General features: G+C 70.4%; 17 protein-coding genes and 1 tRNA gene. 11 read left to right on the forward strand and 7 right to left on the reverse strand.

All coding sequences use genetic code 11. From position 1 onward, the window contains the following. Window positions 1-30: 30 nt before the first annotated feature. Both grpE and dnaK read right to left on the reverse strand, forming a co-directional pair. The gene (gene grpE / locus ACLJTM_RS12070) at window positions 31-714 is read right to left on the reverse strand and encodes a nucleotide exchange factor GrpE (RefSeq protein ID WP_411103505.1); all 684 of its coding nucleotides are present in this window, start codon (window positions 712-714) and stop codon (window positions 31-33) included. Continuing rightward, window positions 714-2,561, reverse strand: a complete 1,848-nt coding sequence (gene dnaK / locus ACLJTM_RS12075) for a molecular chaperone DnaK (RefSeq protein WP_411103506.1) — start codon at window positions 2,559-2,561, stop codon at window positions 714-716. Before dnaK ends, grpE begins: the two co-directional genes overlap by 1 nt. Before the next feature lie 218 nt (window positions 2,562-2,779). Between dnaK and ACLJTM_RS12080 the strand changes: the two genes are divergently transcribed. The 3 genes from ACLJTM_RS12080 to ACLJTM_RS12090 all read left to right on the forward strand — a co-directional run bounded on the left by ACLJTM_RS12080 (window position 2,780) and on the right by ACLJTM_RS12090 (window position 6,927). Then, complete coding sequence (locus ACLJTM_RS12080) at window positions 2,780-3,313, forward strand: sugar transferase (RefSeq protein WP_411103507.1); 534 nt, start codon at window positions 2,780-2,782, stop codon at window positions 3,311-3,313. Window positions 3,314-3,423: 110 nt separating this feature from the next. Further along, the gene (locus ACLJTM_RS12085; protein ID WP_411103508.1) at window positions 3,424-5,865 is read left to right on the forward strand and encodes a (Fe-S)-binding protein; all 2,442 of its coding nucleotides are present in this window, start codon (window positions 3,424-3,426) and stop codon (window positions 5,863-5,865) included. Window positions 5,866-6,036: 171 nt separating this feature from the next. After that, a complete protein-coding gene (locus ACLJTM_RS12090; protein ID WP_411103509.1) occupies window positions 6,037-6,927 on the forward strand; it encodes a Yip1 family protein in 891 nt (296 codons plus the stop codon). Between the two features lie 103 nt (window positions 6,928-7,030). Here the strand turns inward: ACLJTM_RS12090 and ACLJTM_RS12095 are convergent, their stop codons facing one another. Beyond that, window positions 7,031-7,528: a phosphoribosyltransferase gene (locus tag ACLJTM_RS12095; protein WP_411103510.1), complete on the reverse strand. Its 498-nt coding sequence runs from the start codon at window positions 7,526-7,528 to the stop codon at window positions 7,031-7,033. After that, a complete protein-coding gene (gene dcd, locus ACLJTM_RS12100) occupies window positions 7,525-8,112 on the reverse strand; it encodes a dCTP deaminase (RefSeq protein ID WP_411103511.1) in 588 nt (195 codons plus the stop codon). The genes ACLJTM_RS12095 and dcd overlap by 4 nt, the downstream gene beginning before the upstream one ends. Before the next feature lie 475 nt (window positions 8,113-8,587). Between dcd and ACLJTM_RS12105 the strand changes: the two genes are divergently transcribed. After that, window positions 8,588-8,661, forward strand: a tRNA-Gly gene (locus ACLJTM_RS12105). A 91-nt stretch (window positions 8,662-8,752) separates the two neighbouring features. On the opposite strand, the gene ACLJTM_RS12110 is transcribed toward ACLJTM_RS12105, so the two are convergent. Continuing rightward, on the reverse strand, window positions 8,753-9,328 hold the full coding sequence (locus tag ACLJTM_RS12110; protein ID WP_411103512.1) for a PIN domain-containing protein: 576 nt from the start codon (window positions 9,326-9,328) through the stop codon (window positions 8,753-8,755). A 41-nt stretch (window positions 9,329-9,369) separates the two neighbouring features. Further along, entirely contained in the window at window positions 9,370-9,819 is a 450-nt protein-coding gene (locus tag ACLJTM_RS12115; RefSeq protein ID WP_411103513.1) for a helix-turn-helix domain-containing protein, read from the reverse strand. Window positions 9,820-10,504: 685 nt separating this feature from the next. On the opposite strand from ACLJTM_RS12115, the gene ACLJTM_RS12120 reads away from it, so the two are divergent. The 7 genes from ACLJTM_RS12120 (at window position 10,505) to ACLJTM_RS12150 (ending at window position 16,756) form a co-directional block, all read left to right on the forward strand. Further along, complete coding sequence (locus ACLJTM_RS12120) at window positions 10,505-10,705, forward strand: hypothetical protein (protein ID WP_411103514.1); 201 nt, start codon at window positions 10,505-10,507, stop codon at window positions 10,703-10,705. 189 nt (window positions 10,706-10,894) lie between these two features. Further along, window positions 10,895-11,839, forward strand: a complete 945-nt coding sequence (sigJ, locus tag ACLJTM_RS12125; protein ID WP_411103515.1) for an RNA polymerase sigma factor SigJ — start codon at window positions 10,895-10,897, stop codon at window positions 11,837-11,839. A 114-nt stretch (window positions 11,840-11,953) separates the two neighbouring features. Then, on the forward strand, window positions 11,954-13,168 hold the full coding sequence (locus tag ACLJTM_RS12130) for an NAD(P)/FAD-dependent oxidoreductase (protein WP_411103516.1): 1,215 nt from the start codon (window positions 11,954-11,956) through the stop codon (window positions 13,166-13,168). A gap of 394 nt (window positions 13,169-13,562) precedes the next feature. After that, a complete protein-coding gene (locus tag ACLJTM_RS12135) occupies window positions 13,563-13,766 on the forward strand; it encodes a cold-shock protein (RefSeq protein ID WP_004986771.1) in 204 nt (67 codons plus the stop codon). Between the two features lie 322 nt (window positions 13,767-14,088). Beyond that, window positions 14,089-15,594 (forward strand): DEAD/DEAH box helicase, encoded by a 1,506-nt coding sequence (locus tag ACLJTM_RS12140; protein WP_411103517.1) that lies wholly within the window; start codon window positions 14,089-14,091, stop codon window positions 15,592-15,594. A gap of 31 nt (window positions 15,595-15,625) precedes the next feature. Then, window positions 15,626-15,952 (forward strand): SCO5918 family protein, encoded by a 327-nt coding sequence (locus ACLJTM_RS12145; RefSeq protein ID WP_411103518.1) that lies wholly within the window; start codon window positions 15,626-15,628, stop codon window positions 15,950-15,952. A 465-nt stretch (window positions 15,953-16,417) separates the two neighbouring features. Then, complete coding sequence (locus ACLJTM_RS12150) at window positions 16,418-16,756, forward strand: MerR family transcriptional regulator (RefSeq protein WP_411103519.1); 339 nt, start codon at window positions 16,418-16,420, stop codon at window positions 16,754-16,756. 273 nt (window positions 16,757-17,029) lie between these two features. Here the strand turns inward: ACLJTM_RS12150 and ACLJTM_RS12155 are convergent, their stop codons facing one another. Next, a complete protein-coding gene (locus tag ACLJTM_RS12155; RefSeq protein ID WP_411103520.1) occupies window positions 17,030-17,422 on the reverse strand; it encodes an SHOCT domain-containing protein in 393 nt (130 codons plus the stop codon). Window positions 17,423-17,463 lie beyond the last annotated feature (41 nt).

A 17,463-nucleotide genomic window follows, 5' to 3' on the forward strand; every position in this document is an offset into this window, starting at 1 on the left:
TCCTCCCGTGCCGCTGCTACATGTGGTGCGTCAGCCCTCGTCGGGGGCATCCGCGTCCTTGTCCGACGGCGCATCGCCTTCCGCGACCGCTGAGTCGGAGGACTTGGGGGCCGCGCCCGGCTGGGGCTCGGCCACCGCGACCCGCGCGGGGCGGATCGTACGCTCGCCGATCCGGTACCCCGGCTGCAGGATCGCCACGCAGGTCGTCTCGGTGACGTCCGGCGCGTACGAGTGCATCAGGGCCTCGTGGATCGTCGGGTCGAAGGGCTCGCCCTCCTTGCCGAACTGCTGCAGGCCCATCTTGGCGGCGACCGTCTCCAGGGATTCGGCCACCGACTTGAATCCGCCCACCAGCTCGCCATGCTCCCGCGCCCGGCCGATGTCGTCCAGGGTCGGCAGCAGTTCGCTCAGCAGGGACGCGACGGCGATCTCCTTGACGGTGACCCGGTCGCGCTCCACCCGGCGGCGGTAGTTCTGGTACTCCGCCTGCAGCCGCTGGAGGTCCGCAGTGCGCTCGTTAAGCGCGGTGCGCACCTGGTCCAGCTGCGCCAGCAGCACGGTCTCGCGGCCGGCGGTCCGGCCTTCCTCGGAGTCCCCGGCCGGGGCCGCCTCCCCCTCCTCGGAGGGTTCGGCGGCCTTCGGCTCGGCGTCGTCAGGCGTGGCGCCGGTGGGGACTTCAGGCTTCTCGTCGAAACCCGGGGTCTCCTCCGACATCAGGCAGCGCCACCCTTCGGCTTCTCGTCGTCGACGATCTCGGCGTCGACCACGTCGTCCGCGGCGTCGGCCGCGCCGGCCTGGCCCGCGTCACCGGCACCGGCCTGGGCGGCCTGCGCGTCGGCGTAGATCGCCTGGCCCAGCTTCTGGCTGACCGCGGCGAGCTTCTCGGTCGCGGTGCGGATCTCGGCGGTGTCCTCGCCCTTGAGCTTCTCCTGAAGCTCGGCGATGGCCGCCTCGACCTCGGTGCGGACCTCGGCCGGGACCTTGTCCTCGTTGTCCTTGACGAACTTCTCCGTCTGGTAGACGAGCTGCTCGCCCTGGTTGCGGGACTCGGCGGCCTCGCGGCGGCGGTGGTCCTCGTCCGCGTACTGCTCCGCCTCCTGGCGCATGCGGTCGACCTCGTCCTTGCCGAGCGAAGAGCCGCCGGTGACGGTCATCTTCTGCTCCTTGCCCGTGCCGAGGTCCTTCGCGGTCACGTGCATGATGCCGTTGGCGTCGATGTCGAAGGAGACCTCGATCTGCGGGACGCCGCGCGGGGCCGGGGGCAGGCCGGTCAGCTCGAACATCCCGAGCTTCTTGTTGTACGCCGCGATCTCGCGCTCGCCCTGGTAGACCTGGATCTGCACGGACGGCTGATTGTCCTCGGCCGTCGTGAAGATCTCCGACCGCTTGGTCGGGATGGTCGTGTTGCGCTCGATGAGCTTGGTCATGATGCCGCCCTTGGTCTCGATGCCGAGGGACAGCGGGGTCACGTCGAGGAGCAGGACGTCCTTGACCTCGCCCTTGAGGACGCCGGCCTGGAGGGTCGCGCCGATGGCGACGACCTCGTCCGGGTTGACGCCCTTGTTGGCGTCCTGGCCGCCGGTCAGCTCCTTGACGAGCTCGGCGACGGCGGGCATGCGGGTCGAGCCGCCGACCAGGACCACGTGGTCGATCTCGGACAGCTGGATGCGCGCGTCCTTGATGACGTTGTGGAACGGGGCCTTGCAGCGCTCCAGCAGGTCCGCGGTCAGCTGCTGGAACTGGGCGCGGGTGAGCTTCTCGTCCAGGTGCAGCGGGCCCTCGGCGGAAGCCGTGATGTAGGGCAGGTTGATCGTGGTCTCCGTGGAGGAGGACAGCTCGATCTTCGCCTTCTCGGCGGCCTCGCGCAGACGCTGGAGCGCCATCTTGTCCTTGGACAGGTCGACGCCGTGGCCGTTCTGGAACTGCTTCACCAGGTAGTCGACGACGCGCTGGTCCCAGTCGTCGCCGCCGAGGTGGTTGTCACCGTTGGTGGCCTTGACCTCGACGACGCCCTCGCCGATCTCCAGCAGCGACACGTCGAAGGTGCCGCCGCCGAGGTCGAAGACGAGAATGGTCTGGTCGTCCTTGTCGAGACCGTAGGCCAGGGCGGCGGCCGTCGGCTCGTTCACGATGCGCAGGACGTTGAGGCCCGCGATCTCGCCGGCCTCCTTCGTCGCCTGGCGCTCGGAGTCGTTGAAGTAGGCCGGGACGGTGATGACCGCGTCCGTGACCTTCTCACCCAGGTAGGCCTCGGCGTCACGCTTCAGCTTCTGCAGGATGAAGGCGCTCATCTGCTGCGGGTTGAAGTCCTTGCCGTCCAGGTTGATCTTCCAGTCGGTGCCCATGTGGCGCTTCACCGAGCGGATGGTCCGGTCCACGTTCGTGACCGCCTGGCGCTTGGCCACCTCGCCGACGAGGACCTCGCCGTTCTTGGCGAAGGCGACGACGGACGGCGTGGTCCTGGCGCCTTCGGCGTTGGTGATGACGGTGGGCTCTCCGCCTTCCAGAACGCTGACGACGGAGTTCGTGGTGCCCAGGTCGATGCCGACCGCACGTGCCATTTCGATTCCTCCAGCTGACTTGAGTGGAACAGACTCAAGGATGCAACACCTCTGCCCGGACGTCAACAGAGGTGAGCCGAGGGGACTCAACCTTTAGGCGGCCCTTACGCGCAACCCGGCGCGCCGACCAGGCGCGCGCCGCACCCGAACGGGTGCGTGCCGCCCCCCTCGGCGCGCGCCACCCCGGGGCCGCCCGGCTCATGCGGCACCGTGCGGGGATGCCCCTGCTCCCCACCCTGCCGCTGCCCGCCCGGTGGCCGGCCCCACCCCCGGCCAAGCGGGTGGTCGACCTCGCCGCCGGCCTCGTCCTGCTGGCGGCCTGCGCGGCTCCGCTGCTGCTCGCCGCCGGCCTGCTGTACGCCGCCGGGGGCGGCCGGGCCCTGGTCCGGACACCCGTCGCGGGGCTGGGCGGGCGCCCGTTCCGGACCTGGCGGCTGCGCACGGACGGGGCGGGGTCCGTCGGCGCGGCCGTGGAGCGCTGCGCGCTGGACGCCCTGCCCCAGCTGCTCAACGTGGTGCGGGGGGAGATGTCGCTGGTGGGGCCCAGCCCGAGCCCCCGGACGGACCGGCCCGACCGGCTCCTCGTACGCCCCGGGATGACCGGGCTCTGGCAGGTGAGCGCGCGCTCGGACCTGCCCTGGGAGGAAATGGCCCTGCTGGACCGGCATTATGTGGAGAACCACTGGCTCGGGATGGACCTCGCGATCCTGGCGCGGACTCCTCGGGCGGCCTGTCGGCAAAGGCATGCCTGAGCGACACAGATCACCGCAGGCTCAGCTACATTGCGGCGTCGGGAATGGGTAACCTCAAGCCTTGACTTCATAAGTTACCGCTTAGTAAGTGCCGCCCGAGGAGCCCGCCCATGCAACTCGCCGCGATCATCGTGTCGCTGGTCATCACGGTGGTGGCCGTCGCGCTGTTCTGCCGTGCCACCGTGCAGATCTACCGCTTCGTGCGACTCGGCCAGCCAGTGCCCGCGGGCACGCGCACCGGCGACCCCACGCAGCGCACTGTCACCCTGGTCAAGGAGTTCCTCGGCCACACCCGCATGAACCGCTGGGGCGTCATCGGTCTCGCGCACTGGTTCGTGGCAGTGGGCTTCTACTCGCTGCTGCTGACGATCGTCAACGCCTTCGGCCAGCTCTTCCAGGCCGACTGGCTGATCCCGATCATCGGCGACTGGCTGCCGTACGAGATCTTCACCGAGTTCCTCGGACTGATGACCGTCCTCGGCATCCTGACCCTGATCGTGATCCGGCAGCTCAGCCGGCCGAGCGGGGCGGGCCGCAAGTCCCGCTTCACGGGCTCCAAGACGGGCCAGGCGTACTTCGTCGAGGGCGTCATCCTGATCGTCGGCGTCTGCATCATGACGCTGCGCGCGCTCGAGGGCGCCCAGCACGGCGTCGACGGCTGGGAGCCGGGCTTCTTCGCTTCGTACCCGCTGATCGCGGCCTTCGACGGGCTGAGCCTGAGCACGCTCCAGTCCCTCACCTACTTCTTCGCGGCGCTCAAGATCGTCACGTCCTTCACCTGGATGATCACGGTCTCGCTCAACACCAACATGGGTGTCGCCTGGCACCGCTTCCTCGGCTTCCCGAACATCTGGTTCAAGCGGAACGCGGACGGCGCCTCCGCCCTCGGCGCGCTCCAGCCGATGACCAGCGGCGGCAAGGAGATCGACTTCGAGGAGCCCGGGGAGGACGACGTCTTCGGCGTCTCCCAGGTCGAGCAGTTCTCCTGGAAGGGCATCCTCGACTTCTCCACGTGCACCGAGTGCGGCCGCTGCCAGTCGCAGTGCCCCGCCTGGAACACCGGCAAGCCGCTGTCCCCGAAGCTCCTGATCATGTCCCTGCGCGACCACGCGCACGCCAAGGCCCCGTACCTGCTGGCCGGCGGCGGCAAGGACATGGAGGGCAACGAGAAGGCCACGGCGGAGCAGCTGAAGGACGTCCCCGCCGCCGCCATCGCCGAGGCCGAGCGCCCGCTGATCGGCACGGCCGAGGAGAACGGCGTCATCGACCCGGACGTGCTGTGGTCCTGCACGACCTGCGGTGCGTGCGTGGAGCAGTGCCCGGTGGACATCGAGCACATCGACCACATCGTCGACATGCGCCGCTACCAGGTGATGATCGAGAGCGCCTTCCCCTCCGAGGCGGGCACGATGCTCAAGAACCTGGAGAAGAAGGGCAACCCCTGGGGCCTGGCCAAGAAGCAGCGCGTCGAGTGGACCAAGGAGGTCGACTTCGAGGTCCCGATCATCGGGAAGGACGCGGAGGACCTCTCGGAGTTCGACTACCTGTACTGGGTCGGCTGCGCGGGCGCCCTGGAGGACCGGGCCAAGAAGACCACGAAGGCCTTCGCGGAGCTGCTGAACATCGCGGGCGTCAAGTTCGCGATCATGGGCGGCGACGAGAAGTGCACCGGTGACTCCCCGCGCCGCCTGGGCAACGAGCCGCTCTTCCAGCAGCTCGGCCAGGAGAACGTGGCCATGCTGAACATGGCCTTCGGCGAAGACGACGAGGACCCGTCGACGAAGAAGCCGAAGTCGGCCAAGCGGATCGTCTCGACCTGCCCGCACTGCTTCAACACCATCGCGAACGAGTACCCGCAGCTGGGCGGCGAGTACGAGGTCATCCACCACACCCAGCTGCTCCAGCACCTGATCGACGAGGGCCGGCTGACGCCGGTGACCCCGGTCGACGGCCTGATCACCTACCACGACCCCTGCTACCTGGGCCGGCACAACAAGATCTACACGCCGCCGCGCGAGATCATGTCCGCCGTGCCGGGGCTGCGCCAGCAGGAGATGCACCGCCACAAGGAGCGCGGCTTCTGCTGCGGCGCCGGCGGCGCGCGGATGTGGATGGAGGAGCGGATCGGCAAGCGCATCAACAACGAGCGCGTCGACGAGGCCCTGTCCCTGAACCCGGACATCGTCTCGACGGCCTGCCCGTTCTGCCTCGTGATGCTGACCGACTCGGTGAACGGCAAGAAGAACGACGGCCAGGCGAAGGAGTCCGTCCAGGTCGTGGACGTGGCCCAGCTGCTGCTGGACTCGGTGAAGGTCCCGGGCCCCTCGCAGGAGGAGCTCGCGGCCCTCGCCGTGGCGGAGGCGGAGGCTGCGGCTGCGGCTGCGGCTGCCGCCAAGGCTGAGGCGGAGGCTGCTGCCAAGGCTGAGGCGGCGGAGACCGAGCCGGAGCCGGTGGAGGCCGAGGTGAAGCCGGCGCCTGAGCCGAAGCCCGAGCCCGAGCCGAAGCCCGAGCCGGAAGCGGAGCCCGAGCCGAAGCCGGAAGAGGCCAAGTAGGCTGCTCGCTCAGGCCTGTGAGTACCGCGGCGGCCGGTCCCCCTGGGGGCCGGCCGCCGCGGCGCGTCGGGGCTCGGGGTACCCCTAGGGGATGTCACAGGTCAGCCGCAAAGGCCCCCGGTTCCGGCCGCCCGGCCACCCCGGCCCGCCGGACCAGGTACTTTCGATCACGTGGCTGGATTCAGGATCGGACGCGGCCGGGACAACAACCGCTCTCCGCAACAACCCCCGCGGCAGCAGCCGTACGGTCAGCAGCAACCGCCGCCGTACGGCTCGCAGCCCTACCCACCCGCCGGCCCGCCCCAGCAGCAGTGGCCTCAGCAGCCCGCTGCCGGAGGCCACGGCGAGCCCGAGTACTTCGACCCGTACGGACAGCAGCCCCAGGCGCAGCCCCCGTACGGTCAGGGGCCGGGCTACACGAACGACAACCCGGGGCACACCCAGGTCTTCGCGTTCGGGGAGGACCCGTACAGCCAGGGCGCGACGTACCAGGCCGGGGCCGCCGCGGCCGCTCCGGCCGGGCCGCGGCTGCCGTGGAAGGAGCTCCTGCGCGGCATCGTGCTCCGCCCGGGGCAGACCTTCCACCAGATGCGCGACTACGCCGTCTGGGGCCCCGCGCTGATCGTGACCTTCCTGTACGGGCTGCTCGCGGTCTTCGGCCTCGACGACGCCCGCGAGGACGCGATCAACGCGACGCTGTCGAAGGCCGTCCCGATCGTCCTGTCGGCGGGCGTGGCCTTCGTCATCTGCGGCCTGCTCCTGGGCGCCGTCACGCACACCCTCGCCCGCCAGATGGGCGGCGACGGCGCCTGGCAGCCGACGGTGGGGCTGTCGATGCTGGTGATGTCCATCACGGACGCCCCGCGTCTGCTCTTCGCCGTGTTCCTCGGCGGCGACAACATGGTCGTGCAGGTCCTGGGCTGGGTCACCTGGCTGGCCGCCGGCGCCCTGTTCACCTCGCTCATCAGCAGGTCGCACGACCTGCCGTGGCCCAAGGCCCTGGGCGCGTCCGCGATCCAGCTGATCGCCCTGCTGTCGATCATCAAGCTCGGCACGCTGTAACCCGGGACGCCGCAGCCCCGTACGCTGCGCCCCCGTACGCGGGAGGGCCCGCCGCGCAGTCACTGCGCGGCGGGCCCTCTGCCATACGGGGGGGGGGGGAGGATCAGGCGTCGAGGACCTGACCCTCGCGCCGCACGACGGGCGGCTCGACCGACCAGGGGAAGTTGATCCACTCGTCGGTCTTCTTCCACACGTACTCGCACTTCACGAGCGAGTGCGACTTCTCGTAGATGACCGCGGACCGCACCTCGGCGACGTGGCCCAGGCAGAAGTCGTGCACCAGCTTCAGCGTCTTGCCCGTGTCGGCGACGTCGTCGGCGATCAGCACCTTCTTGTCGGTGAAATCGATCGCCTCGGGCACCGGCGCCAGCATGACGGGCATCTCCAGCGTGGTGCCGACCCCGGTGTAGAACTCCACGTTCACCAGGTGGATGTTCTTGCAGTCGAGCGCGTAGGCCAGGCCGCCGGCGACGAAGACGCCGCCCCGGGCGATGCTCAGGATGATGTCGGGCTCGTAGCCGTCGTCGGCGATGGTCTGCGCCAGCTCCCGCACGGCGCGCCCGAAACCCTCGTAGTTCAGGTTCTCGCGTACTTCGCTCATGCCTCGTGCCTCACCTGGGTGCGGTGGAAGTTCTGGAAGGAGCGCGAGGCGGTCGGCCCGCGCTGGCCCTGGTACCGGGATCCGTAGCGCTCGCTGCCGTACGGGAACTCCGCCGGCGAGCTGAGCCGGAACATGCACAGCTGCCCGATCTTCATGCCCGGCCAGAGCTTGATCGGCAGCGTGGCGAGGTTCGACAGCTCCAGCGTGACGTGGCCCGAGAAACCGGGGTCGATGAAACCGGCGGTCGAATGCGTGACCAGTCCCAGGCGGCCCAGGCTGGACTTCCCCTCCAGCCGGGAGGCGATGTCGTCGGGCAGCGAGACGACCTCGTAGGTCGAGGCGAGGACGAACTCCCCCGGGTGCAGGATGAAGGCCTCGTCCCCCTCCGGCTCGACCAGCCGCGTCAGGTCGGACTGCTCGACCGCGGGATCGATGTGCGCGTAGCGGTGGTTCTCGAAGACCCGGAAGAACCGGTCGAGCCGCACGTCGATGCTGGAGGGCTGCACCATCGACTCGTCGAACGGGTCGATGCGAACCCGTCCGCTGTCGATCTCGGCCCGGAGGTCTTTGTCAGAGAGAAGCACCTCCCGAGGATACGCAGAGCGCGCGGGCCACCCCCAATCGAGAGCGACTGCCCGCGCGCCCCGCCCAGCCTGCCGCTGCCCGGTGCTAGCGCTTCGCTCCGCCCACGGGCACGGCGTGCCTCAGCCGCGCGCACCGCGGACACCGCAGCAGCCGCCCGGGCCCGATCCGGCCGGCACCGAGGTGCTGCAGCGGGAAGGAGGCGGTACTGAACACGTGCCCTTCGGCACAACGGACGACGGTGTGCTCCATCGAGTCCCTTTCCCCAACAAGCCGTACTGCGACGAATCGCCACATTAGGGGATGTTCCCGGCTCCACTCCAGCCGCCGCTCCGCCACCCCAACGGTACGCCCCAACTCCCCCTCGAACACGCCCCAATGACCCCCGGACACGACGGCGACCCCGCGGAATTCACCACGGGGTCGATCATGGGGTAGAGTGAGGCACGATACGGCTCCAGGCAACTGGCCCGCTGTGCGGATGTAGTTTAATGGTAGAACATGAGCTTCCCAAGCTTATAGCGCGGGTTCGATTCCCGTCATCCGCTCCATGACAAAGCCCCAGGTCATCGACCTGGGGCTTTTGTGTTGTCCAGACCCTTCTCGGCGTCGCGCACCACATGAGCACCATCTGCGCCCACATCACCTCGTGAAATGTCCGAGGTGATGTGTCAGGAGGTCCGCGAAGCGCGGCAGGCCTGCTTTCGCGAGTCGGGCGACGGCATCAGCGATCGTGACGGGCGGGTTGCGCTTCTCTCCAGCGAGCCGGACCACCGTCTCCGCCACCTCGTGCGGCAACTCGCCGTACAGCCCACACAGATACGAATCCGGGTCGATCACCCGCACTCCGCGCTCAGCCAAGTCACCGGCAGGGAAGTCGGCGAGGTTCCACGTGATCAGCGCGTCCGCCCGTGCGGCCACGGCTGCCGCCGCATGGTGCCGATCGTCGGGGTCATCGCCCGGCATTTCATCCACAAGGTGCTCATAGGCCGCCGCCGGGATCTCACAGTCGGCGAAGAAGCGTCGAACCGCTTGGGTAACTGCGGCAGCCGACTCCGCCGAACGCCTTCCCTCCCGGCCGATGACCCGCTCCCACTCCGCGAGCAGTCGTTCGGACCACACGATTTCGTGGACGGAGTCCTCCGTGAGAGCCAGCATCACGTCCATCACCGAGAACGGAAACAAGACGTTGGTGTCCACAAAGACCCGCGCTGCCACGCTCCCCCTCTTCTCATTCACGGCTGCCGGTAACACCCACATCAATAGGGCAGGTCGGAGCCCTCCAAGGCGTCGGCGATCTGACGCCGCCCCTCCCTGCGGCGCTCACGCCGATGCTGGAACGCCAGCACGTCCGCAAGGCGGACCACCCGGTGGCTGCTGTCGGGAAGGTTCGTCGAGGGGATGTCGCCGGCGTCAAGCAAGCGGGCGACGAACGGACGGGACAGACCCAGAAGTTCAGCGGTCTCAGCAGGCGACAACTGCACCTCGGACGCAAGGACCGTCACCGCATGCCCGCGGGCCAGCTCACCGGCCGAGGCCAGAAGAACGCGGACCAGTTCCCTCGGCAGTGCCATTTCGCCGCCGTCGGGGGTGCGCACCAAGACCTCGACAGAGTCCGGCGCCATCCGAGCAGTAGCGGCGAGCGCCCCCTGGTGTGAGGGGTTCGGTTCGACCTTCTCAGCACGGGCAAGAACGCTGGAACGAGCCATGGCCGCCTCCAATCACTGACCCCGGCGAGAATGCATCTGAAATAACTGTAACCGGGTGCTCCGACAGGGGCAAGCGTTGGGAAGACGCGCCGTCGCCATGCCCGCATAGGAGGATCTGCCCCGCCTCCCGGCCTTGCGACCGCTGGTCCGGCGAGGCCTCGGAACGGGTGCGCAAACGGCGCCGCGCCAAGCCGGCACCGCCCGACCGGGCATCCTCCACACCGGCATCGCCCCTGACCCCACACGAGAGCCCGTGCCACAACGTGCCAGTAGAGGCGGTAAACAGCGGTCAGCAAGAGGGTCGACGAACCAATCACGATGAGGCCGTCAGCGCACGTTCTTGCAGCTCAGGCGCCATGCATGGGCCAAAGCGCCGGGTGATTCCCAAGCTTATAGCGCGGGTTCGATTCCCGTCATCCGCTCCATTGCAAAGCCCCAGGTCATCGACCTGGGGCTTTTGTGTTTCCCCGACCTGTCCCGCGACAACTGCCCCGGCCGGACGGGGAAAAGGGGCGGACCGGCAAAAGAACGCCGCCGTATTTCTGCGGGCGGAATTGCCTGGGGCCGCGGCCGGGCGCCGTGATCGACTGGGTCTGCCGCAGGGGCGCTGCCCCCGCGTCGGCGGGGAGGCCTGCCGCCGCCGCACCGCGGGACATGTCGAGCAGAACGAAGGGCGAGAGCCAGCATGAAGCAGAGGATCATTGTGCTTGCCGGTGCCGTGGCGGTGGCCGGGGGGCTCGTCATCGCGGCCGCGGCCACCGGCCAGGCGGCCGAGGCGGACCTCGGGCGGCCCGTTTCCACGCCCGCCCCGCAGGCCACCGTGGCCTCCGACCAGGTTGCGCCGCTCGGCGAGTGGGGCGTGGGCCGGCGGACGCCGCGCGCCTGACACCGGCCGCGTCGACGGCATCCCGCGGGCCGGCGTCCGCCACGCGTGGGGCGCGGCCGCCACCCGTACGGCTGCCTTCGGAGGTGGCCGCACCGGCTCCCCCGGGGTGCCGTCGGGGCCAACTCGCGCGCCGCCGAAGGACGGTGGCGGGGGGCGTCCCCGCGGGACGCGGCGCCTAGGATCGGTGGCATGGGTCTGATCGCGAGTGACGTGGACCGGTTCGAGAGTGCCCGGCCGCGGCTGGAGGCCATCGCCTACCGGCTGCTCGGCTCTGCGGCCGAGGCCGAGGACGCCGTGCAGGAGACGTACCTGCGGTGGCAGGCGGCCGACGTCGGGCAGATCCGGGTGCCCGAGGCCTGGCTGACCAAGGTCCTCACCAACTGGTGCCTCAACCTGCTCACTTCGGCCCGCGCCCGGCGAGAGACGTACGTGGGGCGCTGGCTGCCCGAGCCGTTGCTCTCCGGCGACCCGATGCTGGGGCCGGCCGACACCGCCGAGCAGCGCGAGTCGGTCTCGTACGCCGTCCTCGTCCTGCTGGAGCGCTTGTCGCCCAACGAGCGGGCGGTGTACGTGCTGCGCGAGGCCTTCGACTACCCGCACCGGGAGATCGCCCGGATCCTGGACATCACCGAGGCCGCCAGCCAGCAGATCCACCACCGGGCCAGGAAGCACGTCGCGGCCGGCACGGCCCGCACCGAGATCGACGAGGCGGCGGCCCGCAGGATCGTCGAGGAGTTCCTGGCCGCGGCGACCAGCGGCCGTACCGAACCCCTCGTACAGCTGCTCACCCAGGACGCCGTCTCCGTCGCCGACGGCGGCGGGAAGGTCGTGGCGCGGGCCAAGGCGTTCGAGGGCGCGGTCGCGGTCGCCACGTTCCTGCGCGGCCTGTTCAAGCCCGGCGCGGCCAAGCGGGCCCAGGTCGGGGGCGTGCCCGAGATCTACGCCACGACCGCGAACGGCGGGCCCGCCGTCCTGGCGGTCGTCGACGGCCGGGTCGTCGGGATCATCTGCCTGGAGGTCACCGCGGAGGGCATCGTCGCGGTCCGCAACCAGGTCAACCCCGACAAGCTCGTCCGCGCGACCCGGCAGTGGGCCGCCGGGCACCGCGGTGAGGCCCCCCTCCACAGCCTCTGAAAGACGGTGTGGCGCAGGTCACAACGGGTTCCTGTCAGGGATTGCCGGGCTGTCCGGTTCAAGGGGCGCAAGCACGCCGGACCACGGCGGCCCCGCCCAGACAGGAGCACGGACATGGAGCACCGCATCGTCGTCCTCGGAGCCGGCTACACCGGAGCCGTCACCGCCGGCCGCCTCGCCAAGCGGCTGCACCGCGAGGACGTCGCCCTCACCCTCGTCAACCCCGAGCCCGACTTCGTCGAGCGCGTCCGGCTGCACCAGCTCGCGGCCGGTCAGGACCTCACGCCGCGGCCGTACGCCGAGATGTTCGCGGGGACGGGCGTGCAGCTGAAGCTCGCGAAGGTCACCGCCGTGGACGTGGACCGCAAGACGGTGACGGTGACGTCGGCCGCCGCGGAGGACGGCGCCCCCGGGCAGGAGGAGCTCGCCTACGACACCCTGGTCTACGCCCTCGGCAGTGGCTGGGACGACGGGGGCGTCCCGGGCGCCGCCGAGCACGCCCACGAGGTGTCGGGGCGCGCCGGCGCCCTGCGGCTGCGCGACCGGCTGACCGCCCTGGGCGCCGGCCGGCCCGTGGTCGTGGTCGGCGGCGGCCTGACCGGCCTGGAGACCGCGACCGAGATCGCCGAGGCCCGCCCGGACCTCGACGTGGCCCTGGTCGCCCACGGGGCGCTCGGCGACTGGCTCTCGCCGAAGGGCCGCGCCCACCTGCGGAAGGTGGTGGACGGGCTCGGCATCACCGTCCACGAGCGCACCACCGTCCAGGCCGTGCGGGCGGACGCCGTGACCACCGCCGACGGGCGGACCCTCGCCTCCGACGCCACCGTCTGGACCGCCGGCTTCGCCGTCCACGACCTGGCCCGCGCCACCGCCCTGGAGGTCACCGACCGCGGCCGGATCGTGGTCGACCCCACGATGCGCTCGGTCTCCCACCCGGACGTGTACGCGGTCGGCGACGCGGCGTCGGCGGCCGGCCCGGGCGGCCGGCCGCTGCGCATGTCGTGCGCCTCGGGCATCCCCACCGCCTGGCAGGCCGCCGACGCCCTCGCCGCCCGGCTCACCGGCGCCGAGGTCCCCCGGATCGACATCCACTACTCCAGGCAGTGCATCTCCCTCGGGCGCCGGGAAGGGCTGATCCAGTCCGTCACCGCGGACGACCGGGCCGTCGACAAGGCCCTTACGGGCCGCGCCGCCGCCCTCGTCAAGGAGCTGATCTGCAAGGGCGCGGCCTGGAGCGTCGCGCACCCGACGGTGGGCATGCCGTCCCGGCGCCGGCGTGTCGTACGACACGAGACCGCGGCCGGCGCCCGGGCGCGGACGGCGGCCTGAACCCCTCCGCCGCCGGACGCGCAGGGCGCCGTCGTGGTGCGGACCCCGGGCAGCCGGGGTCCGCACGGCGCGCCCGATCCGAGGGGGAGAAACTGTCGCACCGGGCCCACCCTGCATATCTGTGTCCGCCCGATGAGAATTAGGCGGGCCGTCCGGTGAGGGTTTTTCCCGCACCGGGTGACGTGAAATGCGGCACCACGCAAAGGGCATCGAGGCGTGCTACTGTCGATCTCAGTTGCAGTTGTGGTTCCCAAAACTTCAAGTGCCCCCGGCAGGCGTCTGCGCCCCGGGAGCGCTTTTACTTTTCCGGTCATTTCCGGACGGGGTAATCATCGCGGCGACACGGAATCCACACAGTGTGGATACCGTTGTACTGCCCCAAAGGAGATATGACATGGCTACTGGAACCGTGAAGTGGTTCAACGCGGAAAAGGGCTTCGGCTTCATCGAGCAGGACGGTGGCGGCGCTGACGTGTTCGCCCACTACTCGAACATCGCCGCCCAGGGCTTCCGCGAGCTGCTTGAGGGCCAGAAGGTCAGCTTCGACATCGCGCAGGGCCAGAAGGGCCCGACGGCCGAGAACATCGTTCCCGCCTGACGCTGACGCGCACGACGTAGCTGGGGCCCGCATCCTTCGGGGTGCGGGCCTCAGCTGCACGCTTTTCCCGCCACCCCGCCGCGTACGCTCCGCGGGGGCGGCGCCGAGGAATCCGCAGTCCCACGGACGCGGATGCTCCCCCGGTCGACACACCGGATAGCACGCCCATCCGGCGTCACTTCTTTTCAGCACCTGCGCCCGCACGGTCCACTGGCCAGCCAGGTTCGCTATCGCATTTCCATTCGGCCCGTTCTTGCAATTCTCCGCGCAGTTCACCGCGGCGGGAATTCCTTGATATGCGCCGTATCGAGGAAGGTTCCGCATGAACCGCACACGTACGAACGAACGATTCTCCCGCACCCGCAGCGGCGGCAGCAGCACCGGATCCGGCAAGAGCGGCGGCACCCGCTACGGCGGTTCCGCCCCCAGCCGCTCCGGTGGCCCGAGCCGCTCGGGCGGGTACGGCCGCCGGCCCGCCGCCATCCAGGGCGAGTTCGCCCTGCCCAAGACGATCACCCCCGCGCTGCCCGCGGTCGAGGCCTTCGCCGACCTCGACATGCCGGGGGAGCTGCTCGCCGCGCTCACCGCGCAGGGTGTGTCCGTGCCGTTCCCGATCCAGGGCGCGACCCTGCCGAACTCGCTGGCCGGCCGTGACGTGCTCGGCCGCGGGCGGACCGGCTCCGGCAAGACCCTGGCCTTCGGACTGGCCCTGCTGGCCCGTACGGCCGGACAGCGCGCCGAGCCCCGCCAGCCGCTGGCCCTGGTCCTCGTACCGACCCGCGAACTGGCCCAGCAGGTCACCGACGCCCTCACCCCCTACGCCCGCTCGGTGAAGCTGCGGCTGGCCACGGTCGTCGGCGGCATGCCCATCGGCCGCCAGGCCGGTGCGCTGCGCGGCGGCGCCGAGGTCGTCGTCGCCACGCCCGGCCGGCTGAAGGACCTCATCGACCGCGGGGACTGCCGGCTGAACCAGGTCGCGATCACCGTCCTGGACGAGGCCGACCAGATGGCCGACATGGGCTTCATGCCGCAGGTCACCGCCCTCCTCGACCAGGTGCGCCCCGAGGGCCAGCGGATGCTGTTCTCCGCCACCCTCGACCGCAACGTCGACCTGCTGGTGCGCCGCTACCTGACCGACCCGGTCGTCCACTCCGTGGACCCGTCCGCCGGCGCGGTGACGACGATGGAGCACCACGTGCTCCACGTGCACGGCGGCGACAAGCACGCGGCCACCACGGAGATCGCCGCGCGCGACGGCCGCGTCATCATGTTCCTGGACACCAAGCACGCCGTGGACCAGCTCACCACCCACCTGCTGAACAGCGGGGTGCGGGCCGCCGCCCTGCACGGCGGCAAGTCCCAGCCGCAGCGCACGCGCACCCTGGCCCAGTTCAAGACCGGGCACGTCAGCGTGCTCGTCGCCACGAACGTCGCCGCCCGCGGCATCCACGTCGACAACCTGGACCTGGTCGTCAACGTGGACCCGCCGACCGACCACAAGGACTACCTGCACCGCGGCGGCCGTACCGCCCGCGCGGGCGAGTCCGGCAGCGTCGTGACCCTCGTCACCCCGAACCAGCGCCGCGACATGGTGCGGCTGATGGCCGCGGCCGGGATCACCCCGCAGACCACCCAGGTCCGCTCGGGTGAAGAGGCGCTGAGCCGGATCACCGGCGCCCAGGCGCCCTCGGGCATCCCGGTCGTCATCACCGCCCCGGTCACCGAGCGACGCGAACGCGGCGGCGCCCCCTCGCGAGGCCGCCGCCGTCCCGCCGGGGCCGCCCGGCGCAGGCCCGTACGGCAGTCCTCCACCGACGCCGCGGCGTGAACACCCTTCCTCTTCCCCCTTGTGAGGCATCATGCGCTGCGTCATCGCCCGCTTCCCGTTCGATCTGACCAAGCAGGGCGTCCTGGAGTCGATGAAGGGCATCAAGCCCGAGCCCGTCGACGGTGAGTCCGTGATCATCGGGCGCCGGACCTACCCGGTCAAGCAGGTCGGCCAGGTCGTCACCCGCCAGGACCGGCGTGACTTCAGCGCCGCCGAGGTCGTACGGGCCATGACCATGCTCGGTTTCACCTGTCGGGGCCTGCCGCAGGCTCCGGCGGCGCCCGCGCCCGCGCTCACCCCGCTCCAGCGGGCTTCCGCGATGCTCGGCGCGCCCGAGGCCGTGACGGTCTCCGCCTGACCCGATCCACCGCATCGCCCCGAGAGGGCCCCACCGGCACACGCCGGTGGGGCCCTCTCTGCCGTGCCGGCCCGGCTTGGACGGCGCGCCGTGCCCGCCCGGCATGTTCGGAAGGGGCCGCCGCCCGTCGAACACCAGAAAACCTCACCCCGTCACGGTAGACATCCGCCATTGTCGTGCCTATGGTTTCTGGCACAGCCACGATCGGAGGAAGGGAGGAAGCAGACGCCATCAGGATCGCCCGGGCAGGCAGCACACGGCCCGGGTACCGCACGGCCCCCGAACGGATGGTGGTCCCCGGTCAAGCATTCGCGATCCCCGCTCTCCCGTCCCTGCCGGGGCGCAACGGCGGAAACAGAAGGTCGGCGCAGCACTGAGGCCGACAGATGGTGTTGAATTTCCTTCGGGGCCTTGGTGCCGTACGGCGCCAGGGCCCCTTGACGCGTTCCCCAGGAAGAGGTGCAGATGACAGCGGATGACTCGCTCGGCGGGCGACTGGACGACGACGACTACCCCGCCTACACGATGGGCCGGGCCGCCGAACTCCTGGGTACGACCCCCGGTTTCCTGCGTGCCATCGGCGAGGCCCGCTTGATCACCCCGCTGCGCTCCGCGGGCGGGCACCGCCGCTATTCCCGCTATCAGCTGCGCATCGCCGCCCGCGCCCGCGAGCTCGTCGACCAGGGCACCCCGGTCGAGGCCGCCTGCCGCATCGTCATCCTCGAGGACCAGCTCGAAGAGGCCCAGCGCATCAACGCCGAGTTCCGCCGCACCCACGCCGCTCCCCCGGACGTCTCCCGCTGAAGCGGCTCCCGGCGGCGGCCTCCGTCGCCGGAGGCCGCCGCCGGGAGCCCTCGTTCCACGGCCGTGGTCAGGGGCCGTGGTCAGGGGGCGGGGTCAGCGGGCCGTGGTCAGGGGGCGTGGTCAGCGGGCCGTGGTCAGGGGGCGTGGCCGGTGAGGAGCCAGGGCCGGATGTCCGCAGGAGCGCCGGACCGGGTGGTCTCCCGGCCGCTGCGCCCGCCGGCCCGGAATCCCCGGCCCGGAATCCCCGGCCCGGAATCCCCACGGCCGGGGAGGTCAGGCCAGGAGTTTCGTCTTGGCCCGGTCGAATTCCTCCTGGGTGATATCACCCTTGTCCTTGAGCGTGGAGAGTTTGTGCAGCTCGTCCACGGAACTTCCGCCGCTCGTCCCGGCCGCCTTCTGCACGTAGGCCTTGAAGGCCTCTTCGTGCTCCCTCGCCGATTTCGCCTCGCGCTGGCCCATGCTCCGGCCGCGCACGATGAGGTAGATCAGGACGCCGATGTACGGCAGCAGCAGGACCAGGACGAGCCAGCCCGCCTTCGCCCAGCCGCTGAGGCCGTGGTCGCGGAAGATGTCGGTCACCACCTTGAAGAGGAGGAAGAACCACATCACCCACAGGAAGAGCCACAACATCGTCCAGAAGAGGTTGAGAAGCGGATACTCGTCCATGCTCGGCTCCGATCATGCCGTCGGTACTCCATTGATACAGC

Source organism: Streptomyces sp. cmx-4-9, from assembly GCF_046548835.1.
Taxonomy (GTDB): domain Bacteria; phylum Actinomycetota; class Actinomycetes; order Streptomycetales; family Streptomycetaceae; genus Streptomyces.

Coding starts and splice junctions, on each gene's coding strand:
- grpE (WP_411103505.1), bottom strand. CDS start 714: ATGTCGGAGGAGACCCCGGGTTTCGACGAGAAGCCTGAAGTCCCCACC.
- dnaK (WP_411103506.1), bottom strand. CDS start 2,561: ATGGCACGTGCGGTCGGCATCGACCTGGGCACCACGAACTCCGTCGTC.
- ACLJTM_RS12080 (WP_411103507.1), top strand. CDS start 2,780: ATGCCCCTGCTCCCCACCCTGCCGCTGCCCGCCCGGTGGCCGGCCCCA.
- ACLJTM_RS12085 (WP_411103508.1), top strand. CDS start 3,424: ATGCAACTCGCCGCGATCATCGTGTCGCTGGTCATCACGGTGGTGGCC.
- ACLJTM_RS12095 (WP_411103510.1), bottom strand. CDS start 7,528: ATGAGCGAAGTACGCGAGAACCTGAACTACGAGGGTTTCGGGCGCGCC.
- ACLJTM_RS12115 (WP_411103513.1), bottom strand. CDS start 9,819: ATGGCTCGTTCCAGCGTTCTTGCCCGTGCTGAGAAGGTCGAACCGAAC.
- ACLJTM_RS12120 (WP_411103514.1), top strand. CDS start 10,505: ATGAAGCAGAGGATCATTGTGCTTGCCGGTGCCGTGGCGGTGGCCGGG.
- sigJ (WP_411103515.1), top strand. CDS start 10,895: ATGGGTCTGATCGCGAGTGACGTGGACCGGTTCGAGAGTGCCCGGCCG.
- ACLJTM_RS12130 (WP_411103516.1), top strand. CDS start 11,954: ATGGAGCACCGCATCGTCGTCCTCGGAGCCGGCTACACCGGAGCCGTC.
- ACLJTM_RS12135 (WP_004986771.1), top strand. CDS start 13,563: ATGGCTACTGGAACCGTGAAGTGGTTCAACGCGGAAAAGGGCTTCGGC.
- ACLJTM_RS12140 (WP_411103517.1), top strand. CDS start 14,089: ATGAACCGCACACGTACGAACGAACGATTCTCCCGCACCCGCAGCGGC.
- ACLJTM_RS12145 (WP_411103518.1), top strand. CDS start 15,626: ATGCGCTGCGTCATCGCCCGCTTCCCGTTCGATCTGACCAAGCAGGGC.
- ACLJTM_RS12150 (WP_411103519.1), top strand. CDS start 16,418: ATGACAGCGGATGACTCGCTCGGCGGGCGACTGGACGACGACGACTAC.
- ACLJTM_RS12155 (WP_411103520.1), bottom strand. CDS start 17,422: ATGGACGAGTATCCGCTTCTCAACCTCTTCTGGACGATGTTGTGGCTC.